General features: G+C 58.0%; 9 protein-coding genes and 1 pseudogene. 3 read left to right on the top strand and 7 right to left on the bottom strand.

Annotation, left to right across the window (positions count from 1 at the left end):
- Positions 1-35: 35 nt before the first annotated feature.
- Both F561_RS30345 and F561_RS25635 read left to right on the top strand, forming a co-directional pair.
- The gene (locus tag F561_RS30345; RefSeq protein WP_026298939.1) at positions 36-590 is read left to right on the top strand and encodes a helix-turn-helix domain-containing protein; all 555 of its coding nucleotides are present in this window, start codon (positions 36-38) and stop codon (positions 588-590) included.
- Between the two features lie 41 nt (positions 591-631).
- Positions 632-1,321, top strand: coding sequence for a transposase (locus F561_RS25635; RefSeq protein ID WP_083922472.1), 690 nt, complete (start codon positions 632-634; stop codon positions 1,319-1,321).
- A 988-nt stretch (positions 1,322-2,309) separates the two neighbouring features.
- On the opposite strand, the gene F561_RS27940 is transcribed toward F561_RS25635, so the two are convergent.
- Positions 2,310-3,062, bottom strand: a complete 753-nt coding sequence (locus F561_RS27940; RefSeq protein ID WP_083922470.1) for an HNH endonuclease — start codon at positions 3,060-3,062, stop codon at positions 2,310-2,312.
- A 276-nt stretch (positions 3,063-3,338) separates the two neighbouring features.
- Positions 3,339-3,770 carry a hypothetical protein gene (locus tag F561_RS0115535; RefSeq protein ID WP_157451921.1) on the bottom strand — a complete coding sequence of 144 codons (432 nt, stop codon included), beginning with the start codon at positions 3,768-3,770 and terminating at the stop codon, positions 3,339-3,341.
- A 129-nt stretch (positions 3,771-3,899) separates the two neighbouring features.
- On the opposite strand from F561_RS0115535, the pseudogene F561_RS27935 reads away from it, so the two are divergent.
- Positions 3,900-5,059: pseudogene (locus F561_RS27935) on the top strand (IS3 family transposase).
- A 21-nt stretch (positions 5,060-5,080) separates the two neighbouring features.
- Here F561_RS27935 and F561_RS29530 read toward each other — a convergent pair.
- The 5 genes from F561_RS29530 to F561_RS0115490 all read right to left on the bottom strand — a co-directional run bounded on the left by F561_RS29530 (position 5,081) and on the right by F561_RS0115490 (position 15,038).
- On the bottom strand, positions 5,081-5,302 hold the full coding sequence (locus F561_RS29530; protein ID WP_169389524.1) for a hypothetical protein: 222 nt from the start codon (positions 5,300-5,302) through the stop codon (positions 5,081-5,083).
- 135 nt (positions 5,303-5,437) lie between these two features.
- The gene (locus F561_RS0115510) at positions 5,438-6,025 is read right to left on the bottom strand and encodes a hypothetical protein (RefSeq protein WP_019010880.1); all 588 of its coding nucleotides are present in this window, start codon (positions 6,023-6,025) and stop codon (positions 5,438-5,440) included.
- Positions 6,022-6,327 carry a PadR family transcriptional regulator gene (locus F561_RS0115505; protein ID WP_019010879.1) on the bottom strand — a complete coding sequence of 102 codons (306 nt, stop codon included), beginning with the start codon at positions 6,325-6,327 and terminating at the stop codon, positions 6,022-6,024. Before F561_RS0115505 ends, F561_RS0115510 begins: the two co-directional genes overlap by 4 nt.
- Positions 6,328-6,953: 626 nt before the next feature.
- A complete protein-coding gene (locus F561_RS25630) occupies positions 6,954-9,611 on the bottom strand; it encodes an ATP-dependent helicase (protein WP_019010877.1) in 2,658 nt (885 codons plus the stop codon).
- Positions 9,612-10,172: 561 nt separating this feature from the next.
- Positions 10,173-15,038: a RecQ family ATP-dependent DNA helicase gene (locus F561_RS0115490; RefSeq protein WP_169389523.1), complete on the bottom strand. Its 4,866-nt coding sequence runs from the start codon at positions 15,036-15,038 to the stop codon at positions 10,173-10,175.
- Positions 15,039-17,152 lie beyond the last annotated feature (2,114 nt).

Raw genomic sequence — 17,152 nt, 5'->3', positions numbered from 1 at the left:
TAGTGGGTCACTTGGTGAAGGTGTAAGGTTTGAATATGCCTCGTCGCCAGAAAAACCCGCTGCGTCCCCTGACGGATCAAGAGCGTCTGGAATTAGAGCGATTAAGCCGATCGCATCACGGTGCCGTGGTGGTGGTCGGGCGTGCCAAGGTGTTACTCGGCGTTGCCGCTGGTCTGCCCTACACCCAGGCGGCGCAAGAGGCGGGTCGAACCTCAGGGGATGGCGTGGCTCACTTGGTCGCGCGATTCAACCAACACGGTCTCAACGCACTGGCCACACGTCCAAGTCGGCGTCCTCCCCGTACTTACGGTTCCGCTGAGCGGAACCGGATTCTCGACACCGCCCGTCGTCCGCCAGATCGAGAACAGGACGGGACAGCGACTTGGTCGCTCTCGACACTGCAACGGGTCTTGCGCCGTGAGCCCGGCTTTGAGCAGCTCAGTACGTACACGATCTTGGGTGTGTTACGCGAGGCCGGCCTGACGTGGCAGCGAGACCGGACGTGGTGCGAGACGGGAGTGGCGCAGCGACAACGTAAGAGTGGCGTGGTGAAGGTGACTGACCCCAATGCTGAGGCGAAAAAAAGCTGATTGAACGTGCCTACCTCGAAGCTGAACAAGGTGGAATAGCGGTGTGGACGGAAGACGAAGCTGGCCCCTATCAGGCCATTCCCCACCTGGGATCCAGTTGGCAACCGCAAGGCGAACCTGCTCGTCAGTCTCACGAATACATTCGAGCGGGTACTGCTAAGTTGTTGACCCTCTTCCACCCCGCCAGCGGAGCAGTCCGCGTTCAAGGCGTCACGAGTTGCACGAATGCTGTGCTGCATCCCTGGATGCAGCAGACCCTGACCGACATCTTGGCGAGTCTGCCAGAGGCAAAGGTAGTGCCACCGGCAGAGAACCGAGCCATTTGGGAGCGTTGGCAGGAAGGACTGAGTGTGAAATGGACGCTGCAGGAGAAGTTGCCCCCCCTGCGGATGTTGCTCGTGTTGGACAATCTGAGTGGACACAAGAGCCCGAAACTGGTGCACTGGTTGATGGCACAGGGCATCATGCCGCTCTATACGCCTATTGCAGGCAGTTGGTTGAACATGGCCGAGTCCATTCAGCGCATCCTCGTCCGCCGCGCGCTCGCAGGTCAGTCTCCCACCAATCCAACACAACTCATTGAGTGGTTGGAAGCCACAGCACGAGGATGGAATCAGCACCCGACACCCTTTATCTGGGGAGGTAAGCGACGAGCCCGCCGTCAGCGGGCTCAGACACAACGACATTCTCTGGGTGGGTCTGGTGCTTACACTCTACAGGTCATCCACTGAATCCTCATGCCTTGACCAAGTGACCCACTAGTGCATCACCACAGGCATGTCTGGGGCTATTACTTGTGGATGATGAGAATAGGTGGTGTTTTGTGGAGAGCGAGAGATCGGCAGCCGACAGCAATGGTTTTTCATTAGACATGCCTGTGGCTGTCCACTAGTTCAGTAATCCTGTTCACGAGAGTCGTGGTGCACGAAGCAATCTTCATACTGTTTTTCGCGTGAGAGAAGGTTGTGGCCAGTGCGTGTCCAGCGCTGGACACTGGCTGCATGAGTACTCTGTTGCTTCTTCTACACAAGCATCTCGGGCAGGGACGCTGTCTGGCCGGCATCTTTCTAAGGATCGATGACATGAGGCGAGCTAAGTAATGGACTCTACTCCGGCTTACAAGCAGTTCTCTCAAAAAAACATCTCGATTTCTGAACATAACTATTATTGGGGCGCGGAAAAAATTAGCAAAAATATCGACTTTTGAAGACAACTATTGTCTCTTAAGCTTATAAGAGAGCTTGTTTTTATTAGATTTTCAAACCTAACTATTATTTTCCCGCACTGAAGTTGACCCTGCGGGTGTTATCTCACGACGCCAGGCAATCACAATAGGTCAGGCAAGGTGAATTGACCTCTAACCGCACATCCCACCGGCGGAGAGGTGTTGAAGCAGCCTTCTGCCGATAAAATCGATTCTGCAGTGCGGCGCACCAGCAGGACTTCAGCTACGATAGTGCCGCCCACCGAACCGAGCCGTTCTCCTTTGCCCAGCAAGTTGGCTTCGGCCGGGACGTAGTACCACAGTAGGGTGGTTCGAGGAGCTTGCCGTCCGTGAAGGCAACGCGTTCCAGATCGTTGGTCCCTGACAGCAGCTGATCTGGACGGAGCGGCTCAATCTTCATGGCCTGTGCAACCGCCTGACTGGTGGGCAGGCCTAGCAAAGAGCCGTGCTGCCCATCATGATTTTTGCGAGAGGTCTACTGAATCGCTGCCAGATCAATAGTCATCGTCTTCTAAAAACGTGCTTGAACGCATTGAGCCAAGGGCGCGTGGCGCTGGCCCCTTGGCGGTCAAGCGCTCCGGTGCCCCTAGAGCGTAGGGATAGTCATCTAGCGGAATCGGCAACTGCAGGCCCGAAACGTAATCAGCTAGGTCATTCAGTTCATCTGCCCAATGGTGGAGACGCACGTTCTTGCTCCGTTGGTACCAGCTCAACACTTCTTCAGCTTGCAGCTGGGTAAGGGGGTGGCCCAGCCACGGAATGCTTGCTACATTCGCTCTGATAAAGCGCAGAACCTCTCCGTAAAACACTACACGCTCCTGTTCATGGCAAGTGAGGTATTGCCGGAAAGCTTCAACATCCCGGTCTGATTTATCGTTATTGCATTTGCGACACGCAATGACAATATTTTCTTCCCGATCAACGTAGATCCAACCTGTGCATTGCGGGACTTGATGCTCAATTTCTGCGCTGTCAGGTTGATGGATAGATTTTAGATCCATCTGGCGGGCGCAATACCAACAGCGGTTGTGCATCGCTTTGGCTTTGGGCAAGTAATGGCGTGCCCAAGCGTACCCATTCGTTTCCAGTAATCTTAGACCCTCTTCGTGACTTCCAACCCTTTTGTAGTGTGCCTTAGTGCCCTCTATAAGGTCTCTTAGCTCAGTTCGCCAATGTGCATAATAAACGCCGGGTTCAATTCCTTGAGTCCTGCCCCAAACAGCGTAAAGATTGCGATCCAACGTCATAAAGAAAGTGTAACTGGTGTTGAGATCGACTGAGCGGTTTTTACCAGCACAAGCCGAGAACCTCACTTTCCGAGAGTTTGTATGATACACGTCTTGGACGGCATCAGCAGGTCAATCAGTAGCAGAAGCGGCCGAACCGTCAGCAGGTTGTAGACCCTCCAGTTTGAGGACGTCGATAACGGCGAGGTTGGGCGGGTGGGTCTAGTGGGCCGGGATTTTTTCTCTGCGCATGAACTGCAGTCCTACACCTGCCTAGGCGCGGGCTGATTACCCGGACTACCGCTCAAGTTGGCGCATTGCGTCAAAGTACTCACCAATTCGCCAACGGGCCATCTGATCGAAGAGATTCATACAGCGGACAAGAATTTCGTCATGTATACCGCGATTAAAATGCTGGGTATAGAGGCGGATCAGCAGCTGACCAAATTCGCGGACATGGAGTGCGTCCCTGGATCCGGCCGCAAACTGGGGTGCGTCTACGCCGAGCATATAGGCCTCGGCAGGTTCCAACAACGTACTGGGAAGCCGCAGCGCTGAAACCTTAAGCTTGCGCAACATCTGAGAAGGCTCTTCCCTAAAGGCTGGGCTCGCCAGAAACGCCCGAATCAAGTCGCGGTGTTCAGTAAAACTTTCCTCTGCGAGCCTCCCAGGAAAACGAGCTACTTCTTGGCGGACACGCGCATCCTCATCCTGAAAGAGAAGGATCAACCCAGTAGTGCAGGCGTCCTGGCATATCGAGTGAGCGATATTACTGCTGTAAACCATTGCACATCCCAGATGAGGGTGAGTCAGTTTTGCACACATGGAGTTAAGCCCCGATTCACGCGGAGGCACCCCATGACCCAGCGCAAAACGTACACCGCCGAGTTCAAGCGAGACGCTGCCGGGCTCGCGCAGTCCACCGAAAATATCGCGGGCACCGCCCGCGACCTTGGCATTGGACTTTCAGCCTTGAGAAAGTGGATCAAAGCCGACCAGCACAACGGAGATCTGGCCTTCCCTGGTCGGGGCCGTCAACTGTTGACGCCCGAACAAGAGGAACTCAAACGACTCCGCAAGGAGAATGAAATTTTGCGTCAGGAGCGCGAGATATTGAAAAAAGCCGCGGCCTTCTTTGCTAGAGAGACCACGCGTTGAGATACGTGTTGATCCAACAGTGGCGCACCCAGTACCCGCTCAAAGTCTTGTGCCGGGTGCTGGACGTGTCCAGCAGTGCGTTTTACAGCTGGCAAAGAAGGCCTACCTCCTCACACGCTGAGCAGGATGCGCTGCTGGAGCAGCGCGTCCGTGTGCTGCACGAAGCCAGCAAAGGGCGTTACGGTGCGCCTCGTCTTCAGGCCGATCTGCGAGCTGAAGGACAACCTGTTTCCCGCAAGCGGATTTCGCGCTTGATGCGGGCTGCTGGCCTGCGGGCCAAGGGAAAACGACGATTCGTACGAACGACGGATAGCGAACACACCTGTGCGGTCTGCCCTAATGTGCTCAACCGAAAATTTGCCGTTCAGCACGTCAATATGGTGTGGGTTTCTGATCTGACGTTTTTTCCCTCCAAGGGGGTTTGGTTTTTTTTGGCGTTCCCCTTTGTTTTGCTTTCCGGGGGGTTGTTGGGTTCGGCCTTGGGGGCCAGATGCCAGCGACCCTGCCCTTGACAGCCTTGCGGATGGCCGTGGGCGCAAGGAAACCTTCGCCTGGCCTCCTCCACCACGCAGGGCCGTGGAAGTCAATACGCCAGCAAAATTGTTCAGGCCGAATTGACGCGCATCGGTGCGCAAGGGAGCATGAGCCGGAAGGGCAATTGCTGGGATAACAGCGTCCTAGAGAGCTTTTTCAGCTCCCTGAAACGGGAGCTGCTAGACACGGCTCCCTTTGAAAGCCGAACTGTAGCGCGGCAAGCCATCTTTGAATACATTGAAGTCTTCTACAATCGACGCCGACGCCACTCGACCCTGGACGACTTGACACCATACGAGTTTGAGCGCCAAGCTCAAGTGGCTTAACCAGATGTGCACAGAACCGATTCAAGCCCAGTCCGCGATCCGGCCAGCCTCTGGGAGGCGCACTTCGTATTCAAGGTGCGCCACATGGGGAGCGAAGTAGTCTCGGAGGGCTTCAGCAGCAGAACGTTTCAGGGTTCGGTGACGTTCCGACTCGGGTTCAAGTTCGGCCTGCGCGGGGCAGGGACTGAGCTGCTGCTGATGGCGAAAGTGCCACTCGCGGATGGGGCCAAGAACGGGAGTCATGGGGATGGTGCAGAACTTGCACGTCCAAGTGGTGGCGCGGATCTGTTCAGGCGTATGCGTCTGGCGAAGTTCAACCATGTCATGGACTTGTTCAGACCCGTCCGCGTGAAAAGCAAGAGACGAGAGCATGGCAATTTACCTAGAGATGAGGCCGCGCCGCTTCAAGGGGCGCTGGACAGACCAGTAACTGTCCCATGCCATGAGGACAAAACTGGTGGCGATCCAGGCACTGCCCCAGGTTGGCCACACGTGCAGAACCGTGAGCAGGAGAGGGGGCAGGAATACAGCGCTGAGCATCAGGCCACTGCCAGCACGAGTCGCGCGGAGCCAGGGAAGATCTTGCTGAAAGCCAGTCCAAATGGCAATGGCAGCGATACTCAGCAGGACACCAGCGCGAACGAACCAGAGTGTGGTGGTGTCCGTCGGCCCAACGAGCATCAGAAGGCCCACCATGAAGACCAGGGTGATCCCCAGCAGGACGATGGCGAGCTTCAGATTTCGAAGAGTCTTGATATCGCTGGGTAAGGCAGTCGCAAGTTCTAGGGCAGTGGAATTAAAGGGAGGGTGACTTTGGGCAGCGCTTCTGACAAAGCCAGCTGCGTGGGCAAGCGGATTGTCCACGTCTTGGCATTCTTCACGCCACTCTTGGAGGCGATCTTTGCGGTCTAGTGCGGCGAGAGCGTGCGCGAGGCGAAGCAACGCTTCCATGAGGAGACGGGTCATGAATGAACTCCTTGACCGAGGGTCGCGAGGGTGGTGCGCAGGTGCTCTTCGGCAAAGGGAATACCTGTAGCCGTGAGTTGGAAGTAGCGGCGTTTGCGGCGGCCTGCAGCAACCTCGTCAAGATCTTCTAACTGAGATTTGACGTATCCGGCGCGTTCGAGTTTGTCGAGGATCGGGTAGAGGGCACCGTTACTGATATTGAGGGCGCGTTGGAGTTCGAGGCCGTAGTGGGGGTCGTCTAAGCGCTGATAGAGAACCTGGAGCACCCGGAGAACATGAAGCGAGATTCGGAGATCACCCATGTTCTAAATTAGACTATATCCCATAGTCTAAATCAATAGATGGGAATTGATAGTTGATACGGCGCTGCGTTTCATGAACGCACCGTCAACTTTCGGGGGAATCTTCATCAAAAACCAGCTGACCATCTACAACAGGAGGTCGGACATCTGCATGTCGCGCACCGAGATGATTTGTGGGATTTCTATACCTCGACATATCAAGTGTTTTTATAAGGTCGGGCAAGACGTCTGAGCGGGCGAAAGAGCAGGATCGGCGCATGAGAACTGCAGTCAGCACAGCAAAAATAAGTGATCCTGAATAACGAGCTGACAACGCGTTTAAACTCCACCCGTTCGTGATCACTACGCGACTGATGCGCTACGTTCCCGTTCAAGTTTCTGCTGCTCTCTGTCACCCGGACTGCGACCCATGTCCCTCACAATTTATAGAACATTTGCTGTGCCAGCCGTACTTTTTCCGTTTTGATCCTAAAACGAACGTCCTATACGACGCATTTTCTTGACCGGAAACTCTTGTTGGAAGAATCCAATGTCGCACAGGCTTTTCACACTGCTGAGTTGCACAGTAAATCATTTACTGCTGCCACTCCCTTCGGTGCCCCGGTGACCCGTGTCGGACGGCCGCTTCAGTCGAATGGTAGTCGTTCGTCTTCTTCAACCTTCAACAGAGAACCTTGTGTGCGTGGTTGAGCCGCCCAGTACCCTCCCATAGGGGCTGTGTAGCGGGCGGGAATGACAATAGGTGCCTGTACCGCTGAGCGCCGGCTGCTGTCAGCAGGTGCAGGATACAGAGTGGCGAATACTACGATCATGCGTTTGGGCTGCTCGACCGTCTCAAATTTCACAGTGGCTTCCAGCTTATCTCCCTCACCCCGAACGGAGAGCACTTCTCCGGTTCCGAATCTCGGGTGCTGCACCTCCATCCCTACACGAATTTGATCGGGGCGCAAGGCAGTGCCGGTCGAGCGTTGCTGCGTGGCCGGTTGGCCTGACGGGTTCACAGGCCGCGGTGCGTACTTGTCGTTCAGGTCACGCACCAAGGTGTCCAGTTCTGTGAAGTCTCGCAGGCCAGTGTCCTCAGCGAGTGTGGCAGGGCCGTGCTTGGCATACGCAGCCAAGCTCAGTACACTGGCTACTTCCGTCTGCCCATGACGTTGCTCGGCATGAGTCGAGAGAGCTGCGCTCAGGGCGTCGATCCTGCTCAGGAGCCGTTCGCGGTACCCAGCGTCCAACCAGACTTGAACGTACTGCTCATGTCCGTATTGCCTGAGCAAACTCCCGGCCTCAAATGTTTCCCGCGCACTCCAGCTCCCCGGATCACGGGCCATCAGCTGGGCCAGTCGGACATGGGCGTGAACGACCGTTTCATGCTCGACCTTGGTCAGGAACGCAGTGGGATCTTCTGTATCTACGATGAGGTGCAGTTCTTCCTGTGCCCGTGTCATGGCCACATAAAAGACCCGCCGCTCCTCTTCTGCCGCGGCTTGATCCGCGCTCGGTTTAATGCGGTATAGCCCATCTTTACAGTCTGGAACAATGACGACCGGCCATTGCAGGCCTTTGGCCCGGAAGGCGGTCATTAGGGTCACGCGGTCGACATCATCATGCTCTGCCGCGCTGAGACGGTCCACGTACCGTCCCTGCGAGGTGAGCTGCTCGATGTGAAGCACCAGTTGGCCAAGCGACCTCTCTTTGGCCATCTCCGCGAGCGCGCGGATGCTCCCGGAACGTTCTTCACCAAATTCCCGTGTGGGTGCGGTCTTGACGAGATGCTGCGCGTACTGAATGGCTTCAGCGAATTCTAGTAGAGCGTCTTTCCCTTCAGCCAAGGCAAGGTCGTCGGTGAGGTTCCCGAAAGCCTCAGCGAGCTGTAGTGTTGCCCGCTGGGCTCCAGCTCGCAGCGTTGGCGCGGTCTCCCTCAGGGCGGCCACCAGGGTGGAGCCGCCCCGCCACAAACCGCGCGCGAGCTCGTCGACGGTCTGGTTGCGCAGGAAGCGGTTCGGGGTATTTGAAACCCGCTTCCAATCTTTTAGAAGGTTGAGGCGGCGCTCTTGGGTGATCGAGACGTCGCGTGCCGCATCAAGATCCGCCAAGGCGAGCCGGAGATAGACAAGCAGGACACCCACCTCATCCCGCTGGTAAAATGGCACGCCGCCCACCACGAGGTAAGGCACGCCTCGGTCAAGGAAGACTTGCTCAATCTCCCCGGTCTGCGCGTAGGCCCGCACCAAAATCACCAGATCACGTGGATTGCGGCCCTCCTCAATGGCCTTGATCGCCACATGCGCAGCCTTGCCCGCAGAGCTCGTGTGGAGGTAGGTGCCGTTGTCTCCTCGCGACGCGCGCAAGCGTTTGGGGGCGCGCACCTGGTTTTCTTGAATAACGAGGTCCGACAGCGCGATCACGCCCATGGGGCAGCGGAAGTTCGTGCTCAGCGTGAACACGACCGCGTTGTACCGCTTCTCGAAATCCAAGATGAACTTGGGGTTCGCACCCCGCCACTGGTAGACCGTTTGGTCATCGTCCCCAATAGCCATGTAACTGTCGCATTCTGCTGCAATCAGGTGCAGCATCTCACTCTGCGCCAGATTCACGTCCTGAAACTCATCTACGTGAATGTGATCCCAACGGTCTTTGATCACCTGATGAAGCTCAGGGAAGCGGGCCATGAGCATCCAGGCCTGCACGATGCAGTCGTCATAATCCAGTTTGCCTTCCGCCCGGCGCAGCTCATCATGCCGCTCATACAGCTCGGCATACAGCTCAATCCCCCGGTCAGGGGGGCTGATCAGGTCATGTCCCCAGACGGGCAGATCCTCAGGGGCATACGGCAAGCGGAGATTGCCTTTCTGCACGCACAAATACGTTTCAAAGTCTTTGTACTGGATGTCGTGGAAGCCGCTTTTCTCGCTGGTGTCCTCAGCGATGAGTTCTCGGCGGGCCTGTAGGAAGAGCCGCCGGCTGAAGTTGGCTTCGCCCAGCTTCTGTTCTGTGAACCCCATTCTGCCTGCTTCAACGATAACTGAGAAGGCCAGGGCGTGCAGGGTACTGACCTTGACCCCCGTTGTTTCCGGGTGCTGGGCCAACCGCTCTTCAATTGTGCGCGTGGCTTCTTTTGAAAAGGTACACGCCAAAATCCTCACGGAGCGGACTTTGGCGTGGCGGATCAGGTGAAGGATCCGTTCAATCATGGTGGCGGTCTTGCCAGATCCGGCCACAGCAAAAACTAAGGCGTGACCGGAGATGTGCTGGATGATGCGCTGCTGTTCGGGAGTGGGATCCATGTCTGACCTCAAGCAATACCACGTTCAAGGCTCCTCCAACGGCGGTTCTGCCCATCAGCTTGTGGATTGTTCGCTGTAGCGTCTCCATGCAAGTTCACACTAAGGTGGTGAATTCACCCCCAAGGAAGGGAAAGACTTGCCACTGCCTGTGCAGTTCGTTGTTAAGGACAAGAGGGCTTCTTTCGAGCGGCGCTGGGCATACACTTTGACCGGGACTTTCATTATTAGACCTCTTGCGAAAGTGGGGTTCGGGCCGCCCCGAATCCCTGCTTTCGCTGAGCGGGGCGAATAGGAGCAGACCCACTTGGAATGAATGGGCGACTTTCGCAGGAGGTCTATTCATGTTGAACTGCCTACCAGCAACTCGTCAAAAGATCAGTGGCCACCACTTCGGAGTCTCTCGTGGTTGTCCTGGCGCCCACCAACATACGGTCATCCACCGCTACCGTTCTCTACGGCTCAGTGCGCCCTCGCGGGAGAGCCGCTCCAACCTGACGCAGGGGCCTGGACAACACTTTCTCGCCCAGCGTCTAACTTGGGTTACCAGCAACGGAGCCCCAGTCAGGAGGAAAAGGCGGGCTCGTGGGGCTCCGCTGGAGGGGCAGCACTACAGATCACCTCTCCGCGCCCTCCTATGGGCCGGACGTAGAGTTTACCCTCCAACAGCATGTGTCGAATTTCCGCCTCGATGTCCTCGTTAGACAAGGTTTCCAATTTACCGAAGGCGGGACAACGGAGATACAGAGGTTTGAGGGAGACCGCCTGATGGAGAGTGAGGCCTCGGGCGATCATCAGAACCTTCTGACGGCCTACCGGTGCTCCTACCTCTTCACAGTACTTGACGATTTGCCTGAGCACCCGCCGTGTTCCCAACAATGCGCGGTGATTGAAGCCCTGAGAACTCGGCAGAATTCGGTGCTGAGGAGCACAATTATCGCAGTGGTCTACACACGGCTCGGCAGGCTCTCCGAAATGTCGGCTGATCAAGACATGGCGGCACTCCTGGCTGGCAGCAAAGCGGACGAGCTGCTGTAAACGGCGCTGGGCAGTCGTCAGATAGGCCGTGACGTAGGGCCGCCAATCTGGACGCTCTGGAGCGACTTGAAGGCTCAGCGCCCGTGTGAGGGTACGAACCCGAAGTCCCGGCTCACGGAGCAACTGTTGATAAGCCTGCTCTGGATCCGGCAGATTCAGCAGCGTGCCCAAATATGCGTTGGCTGTGGCTGGGTCGGCAGCAAACCCTTGGCACAGCCCTTGAGCTTCAGGCGATAGGCTGGACAGACCCCGCCGCACCCGCACCTGAATCTGAGCGGGTACGCTCCGCATGGTACGGATGACCCCACCATGCCGCAGCGCATGCAGGGCCATCTGCAGCTCACGTTCTTCCATCTGAAGGGAGAGGGCATGTTCAGCCATGAGGACGTGGCCGTCAAAGGCAGGGGATCCGGCCTCGCCTTGAATCCACGCCTGTACCCGCTCGATCAGGTCTTCGCTGGGAAAGGCCCGGTCGATGAACAGCTGCTGGAGCCCTTCGTCCCGGGCGCTGTACAGCAGCGTCCCTATGGCACCGCCCTGATCCCGGCCTCCACGTCCCACCTCCTGAACATAACTCTCCAAAGCATCGGGCAGCTGATAATGAATCACCTGACGGATATTGGGTTTATTGACGCCCATTCCAAATGCCTTGGTCGCCACCAACAGGTCGAGGTCGTCATTCAAAAAAGCGTCTTGGGTTTCTTCCCGCTCAAACGGCGTGAGCTGTCCGTGGTATTGCCCAACCCTCAGGTTCAGCTGTTCAAGGAGGGCGTGCAGCGCGACCACCTCTTTTACCGTGGCGCAGTAGATTAAGGCCGGGAAAGTCAGCTTCTGCGCCAGTTCCAGCAGCAGACCGAGGCGCCGAGACCGGCTGCCGACCCGCGTTGCGCGCAGCGTTAAGTCGCGCCGCTGTACCGGACTGCGCCGCACCACGGCGTGAGGGATTCCCAGGGAGTTCAAGATGTCTTGCTCCACTTCAGCCGTCGCTGTGGCGGTCACGGCGGTGATGGGCACTTGAAGTTGAAGGTCATCCAAGGCCTCACGAATCAGGAGATATTCTGGCCGGAAGCCGTGACCCCACATGCTCACGCAGTGGGCCTCGTCAATGACGACCCGCTCAATTTTGAGCTGCTGTAACACGGCACGGAGTTCTTGGCTCCCGAACAACCGTTCGGGAGACAGGTACAGGAGGCGGTACTCACCGCGCAATGCGGAGCGCAAAATGTCTTGCTGGTCGTTCAGCGAGAGCCCCCCGTACAGGGCGGCGGCCGACAAGACCCCGCGGCGCAGCAGGTCTCCATGCTGATCTTGCATCAGGGAGATGAGGGGGCTGATCACCACTGTCAGGCCGCCCGACAAGAGGGCCGGCAATTGGAACGTCAAGCTCTTGCCGCCCCCAGTCGGAAGGATCAGCAGCACGTCTTGACCTTGCAATTGATCCCGGACGGTTGCGAGCTGCGTGGGACGGAAGTGCTCGTGCCCCCACACGCCAAGTAACACCTGCTCAAGGTCTTGGTCACTGTACTCCGCGCGTCCCCGGTATTTTTGCAACATCTCTTCAGCTGGAGTGGATTGCAACTCGCCCACCAACGCGGCGTTCAGCTCCAGCCCACAAGCTTGGGCGAGCTGAGCATAAAAGTCTTGCCGGTGGATGGGCGTGACGAGCATCTGCTCAAGCTGTTCTGCCGTCACGGGCAGACTGTCGACAAAGTCGTCCCAGTAAAACGCCCCACTGATTCGGCGGTCCCAAACAACGAAGGCTCCACGGTCTCCCTGACTCCGGATCAAGCGGCCGAACGACTGTACAAACGGGATGATGCCCCGGGGCAGGTAGTACTCTTCCCACCAATTTCGACCTGTTGAGGTGTAATACCGCTGCAGGGCGCGTTCGGTCGCTCCCACCACAGGAAACGGAATTTTCTCGAGGTGAACGGCCATCAAGCTCTCGCCCGGAACATCGACTCCTTCCATCATGCTGCGCAGCCCGAACAAACTGGTGGAGACATCTTCCTTGAACGTCCGGATCAAATTCTCCCTCGGTCCACGGCCCTGGGCCAACACGGGGAGCGTGCCCTGCAGGGCGCGGCTGGTGTGCAGGTAGGTGCGGTTCATCCGATCTCGGGACGCGAACAGAACCAGACTGCGCCCGTTGGTCACTTTGAGGGCGTTGCTGAGCTCGATGGCGTAGGCCGTTACAAAGGCATTCTCAAAAGCCCGTGAAGGTGGGGGCAGGTGCCAGGGCAGCAAAATCTTGGCCTGGTGATAAGGCAACACCGGCTCGAGGGCCAGTTCTCTCAACTGCGGCAGGTCATCGACGGCCAAGACGCGCCTGAGGTGGTCAAACGATTTTTTCAGCCGCAAGGTGGCTGAGGTCCAGATCACCGCATGCTGCTCCCGGAAGAAGTCACCCAGAACTGGACGCAGCTCGAGCGGCACCTGGGCCAGAGTCCACTGCCCTTCGGACACCGTCAGAATCAAGGCCGATGTCCCCTCTCCATCAGGGTCCACCGGCTGCAGGAGCAGGTCCAGTCTCTGGAGTAGTCCCCCAGTTGGCGTCTCTGAATCATCGATGCGGCGGGCGATGCCCCTGCCCCGGGCCATGGAGAACGCAATCAGGGGCCTCAGCTCAGCACTGATTAGTCGTAAGCCCTGGTGCACGCCCTGAACATGGGCGTACACCAGAGGCCACGACGGCAGATTCTGGGCGTAGGCGTTCACTTCAAAGTTCCAGCCGTGGGCCTCGCGGCCACTGCGGTCTGCTTCGACGGCCCATTTCAGCATGACCTGTTCCAATACGGACAACTTTGTCCGCAGCCGATCAATCAGCCCCCGGAGCCTTTTGACCGGCTCATGCAACTGAGGATAGGCGCGTTCCAACCAGGCCAGATACCCTCCGTGTGCCCGGGCCAGCTCGGCGAGCGTGGCAGAGAGTTCGGTGCTCTCGAGCTCAACGGTGTAGGCGCTGCGGGCGGCGTCTTCCAAGTTGTGCGCTTCGTCAAACACAATCGCCGTGGGGCGCGGCCGACCACTATCTATGCGGGCGGGGAGGGCCGTGAAGGTTGCCGCATGATTGGTGATGATCACGTGGGAGTCCTCCCACCCCCGGTTGCGGTCTTGGAAAGCGCACACGGCGTGAAACGGGCAGTCGTTGCTGCACAGACTCTGATCCGTCCGCACCTGATGAATCAGTTCGCGGGTCGACCGGAACGTCATCCACCACCCGTGCACCTCTTCGAGGTCTCCCCGTCCAGTTTGAACCCACCGCAGCAAGTACGCCAAGAACCGGCGCTCCTGATCTCCAAGCTCCAGGTCTTGCCGCAGTTCTTCAAGTTTCAAAGGGCACAGGTAGCTGCTGATGCCCTTGAAGACGGTGGCCTTGAAGGGGATGCCCAGTTCATTGAGCTCGCGTACTTCTTGAAGTGCCTGCCCCTGCAGCGCCTTGGTGTGGGTGCTCACGATGATCAGGGGGGCGTCGACTGCCCCTGAGGTGGCCACTGCAGCCGCCGGCACCAGGTAGGCCTTGGTCTTCCCGGTTCCCGTGGGCGCTTCAATCATGGCTGCCCCACCAGCGCGGAGAATCTCCTCAACGCAATCGGCCATCTGCACTTGGGTGGGACGCGCCTCATAGCGTGTAAAGGCCTGGGAGAGCAGGCCGCCGTCGCGGAACACCTCCCGCGATGGCAGTGCCCGGTGGCGTGCTTGTCCGGCAGCGCAGCGCACAGGCTGAGCGCTGCGGGCCAAACTGTCTTCAGTCAACGGTGCCAAAGACCGCTCAGGCAACAGCGCCAGTTCTGGAAACCCGGTGGCATGGAGCAGGGCGGCATTCACATCGCTCAGGCCGTGCCAAGCCTGTTGGAGATGAAGGAGCAGGCGGTAATTGGCATCGACATCAGCGTCTGCCTGGTGCGCCCGCTCATGAACCTGCCCTTCAAGGGCCACGATCAGGTCTTCGAGACGGTACGAGTCGCGGTGGGGCAACAAGATTTCTGTTAAGGCCAAGGTGTCTAGGGCGCTGGACTGCACCTGGAATCCCAGTGCCTGAGCTTCCCGTTGAAGGATGGGGACATCAAAGGTGACGACGTTGTGCCCAGCCAATGGAAGGTTCTGTGTAAACGTGAGGAACGCCTCCACCACTGTTTCGATCGGCTGTCCAGAGTCCAGCTGAGCTTGGGTGAGGCCGGTAATGGATTCAGTGAGTTCGTCGATGGTTCGTCCACTGACACACGCGTTAAAGGTATTGGTGACCTGCCACGCCTCGATCCGGAGGGCAGCCAACTGAATAATTTGAGCGTCTTGACGTTCGCTGCCTATAGTTTCGAGGTCAAAGATGACGAAGCTGCCCCGGTCGCTGGCCGCGGTCGTCCCTTGCTTTACATCTCGGGCAAGGAACATCTCGTCTTCTTCGTTCAAGTGCAGAGCAGGGTCGCAAAGCACTTCTCTGGCCTGGCGTTTCGAGATCTGCTGGCCAAGCCTCTCACGCACAAAAGTGCGGTATTCGTGAAGGGTGAAGCCAGCTGGGCTGTCATCGCATAGATCGCGTGCAGCGGCCAACAAATCGTTGTTGTTCATCTGGCTCCTCTTCAATCCACCTTGTAGTATGGTAAATACTACGTGAAAATATTTTTAGGCGCATGTCACACTCCTCGGTCGTAAGCCAACTGCGGCGGATAGCCAGTGGGGCTCTGGTCAATGCTGTCTGGAACGACAAAGGGGGCGACTCCAAGTTGACTGTCGACGGTCTCCGGGGTGCTCTTAAAGCGCTCGAGACCCCCGGTGACGAGGTGACGCCTTCCCCACCGTCCAGCGCAGGCCAGGCTGCGCTTCAAATCTGGCGGCGAGAAGTGCAGCGTTTCCGCAGCAGTACGTTTCATTTTTTTGTGGAAACGACCTTGTACGCCTTCACGCCGGGGATGGGCGGCTGGCTCTGCGCCCAAGTGAATCAAAAAGCGCAGGTGACCGCTCTCAACTCCAGGTTTCAAGAGGCAGGCACGCTGGACTGGTCTCCAGCAGTAGTACAAGAGCGCCTGCGCGAGCTTCAGGCGGCATGGCAGGTGGACTGGCCAGATGAGCCAAGCCTGAAGGCCTCACCTTCCACCTCACCGGCCGTCTCCCCAGACACCGATTGGCTCCCGGTTCTTACCCATGAGCTTGCCGAAGCACGCCGTCAATATCACGCCACCTCGGCTCCGCCTGAAGGGCTCAAATCCACGGTCGAAGGCCTCCAGCTGCTGGTCAAATCGTATGTCTCGTCCAACGTCAGGCTCGATCAACTGCTGGCGCCGGTCGAGGCTCAGGACCTGGAAAAACATCTTCGGATGCTCCGGACCCAAGGCTTCTCCGTACGTGGACCACAGACGCTGTGGGTATTGAGGCAAGTGGGCAACAGCTGGCGGGTGCTCGGGTGGGATGTCCGGCAGCCCAATACGGTCAACCACCAGACCTTGGCCGACACATACCTCCAGTTGGAAAGCGGCACCCAGACGTCCATTAACCTCACGGCGCTGCTGTCCGGCGTGTGTTCCCCTGAGGCGCCCTCTGCCCCGGCCCGAGCAGTTGTGCCAGAGCAGGCGAGGCCGCTTACCCGTCCAGCGCCTGCTCCTCGCCCGCCACCAGTTCGGAGAAGTTTGCCGGAGCTCTCCTCCGCTCTGCCGCGGCACCGGTGGTCAGCAGTGATCAAAGCAGAACTGACCAAACTTCAAGAACAGGTGCGTCTAGCTTCCTCCCACCGGGCCGAGCTAGACGTGCTCAGGATCCAGCTGAAAGATTTGGAGTTGATCCGGGGCGCCCATCTGACGCCCAATCAAGCCTTGATGGAATGGAATCTCAACACGACTCCCTCGGAATGGGAAATGCGTGTCCGCTGGCTCCTCTCACTGGCGAGCGGCTTCTCTGTCGATTCGAACTCCGGCCTCTGGTTCTTTCAGCCTGCGGGCAAGACTTGGCAAGTGTTGGGGTGGGATTCTAGGCAGCCTGCCCGGGTGGAACGGCGCGCGTTGACCAGCTTGCTCCGTGACCCTCAGGACTCCTCTTGGCCACCGGACTCCATTGCTTCGTTGCTGAAGGCGGCGTGCGAGGTGGCAGCCCAGTCTGAAGGAGCATCAGATCGACAGATAATGCCCCAGCCTCAACCAAGCAGGGCCGCGCCAGCTTTACAGCAGGTTCAAGTACAGCCTGTCGCTGTGGGTGCTGATCTTGACAACTGGCATCCTCAGTTGGCAGAAGCCCTTGACCTCATCCACACACAGTCACGGGGGAGCCCTCTCAGCAGACGAACCATTCTGGATCTCCACCTCCTGCAACGCTGCTACAGCGCTTCAAACCGTCCCTTTGAAGGCTTTCTCAACCAGTGTGCTGCGGAGCGAGGCCGGTTGCGTCCCTCTCAACTTCAGGGTCGGCGCTACGTTGTTCAGGGCCCCCAGACCTTGTGGTTGATTCGGCGGTCCAGGCAGAAATGGGTGATCCTTCAGTGGGCCCCGGCCACCCCGACGCACGTTGGTTACTTTGAA

This window comes from Deinococcus aquatilis DSM 23025 (assembly GCF_000378445.1).
Classification (GTDB): Bacteria; Deinococcota; Deinococci; order Deinococcales; family Deinococcaceae; genus Deinococcus; species Deinococcus aquatilis.
The sequence above is the reverse complement of the archived record's forward strand: the minus strand, read 5'-3'. Positions and strand labels throughout refer to the sequence as shown.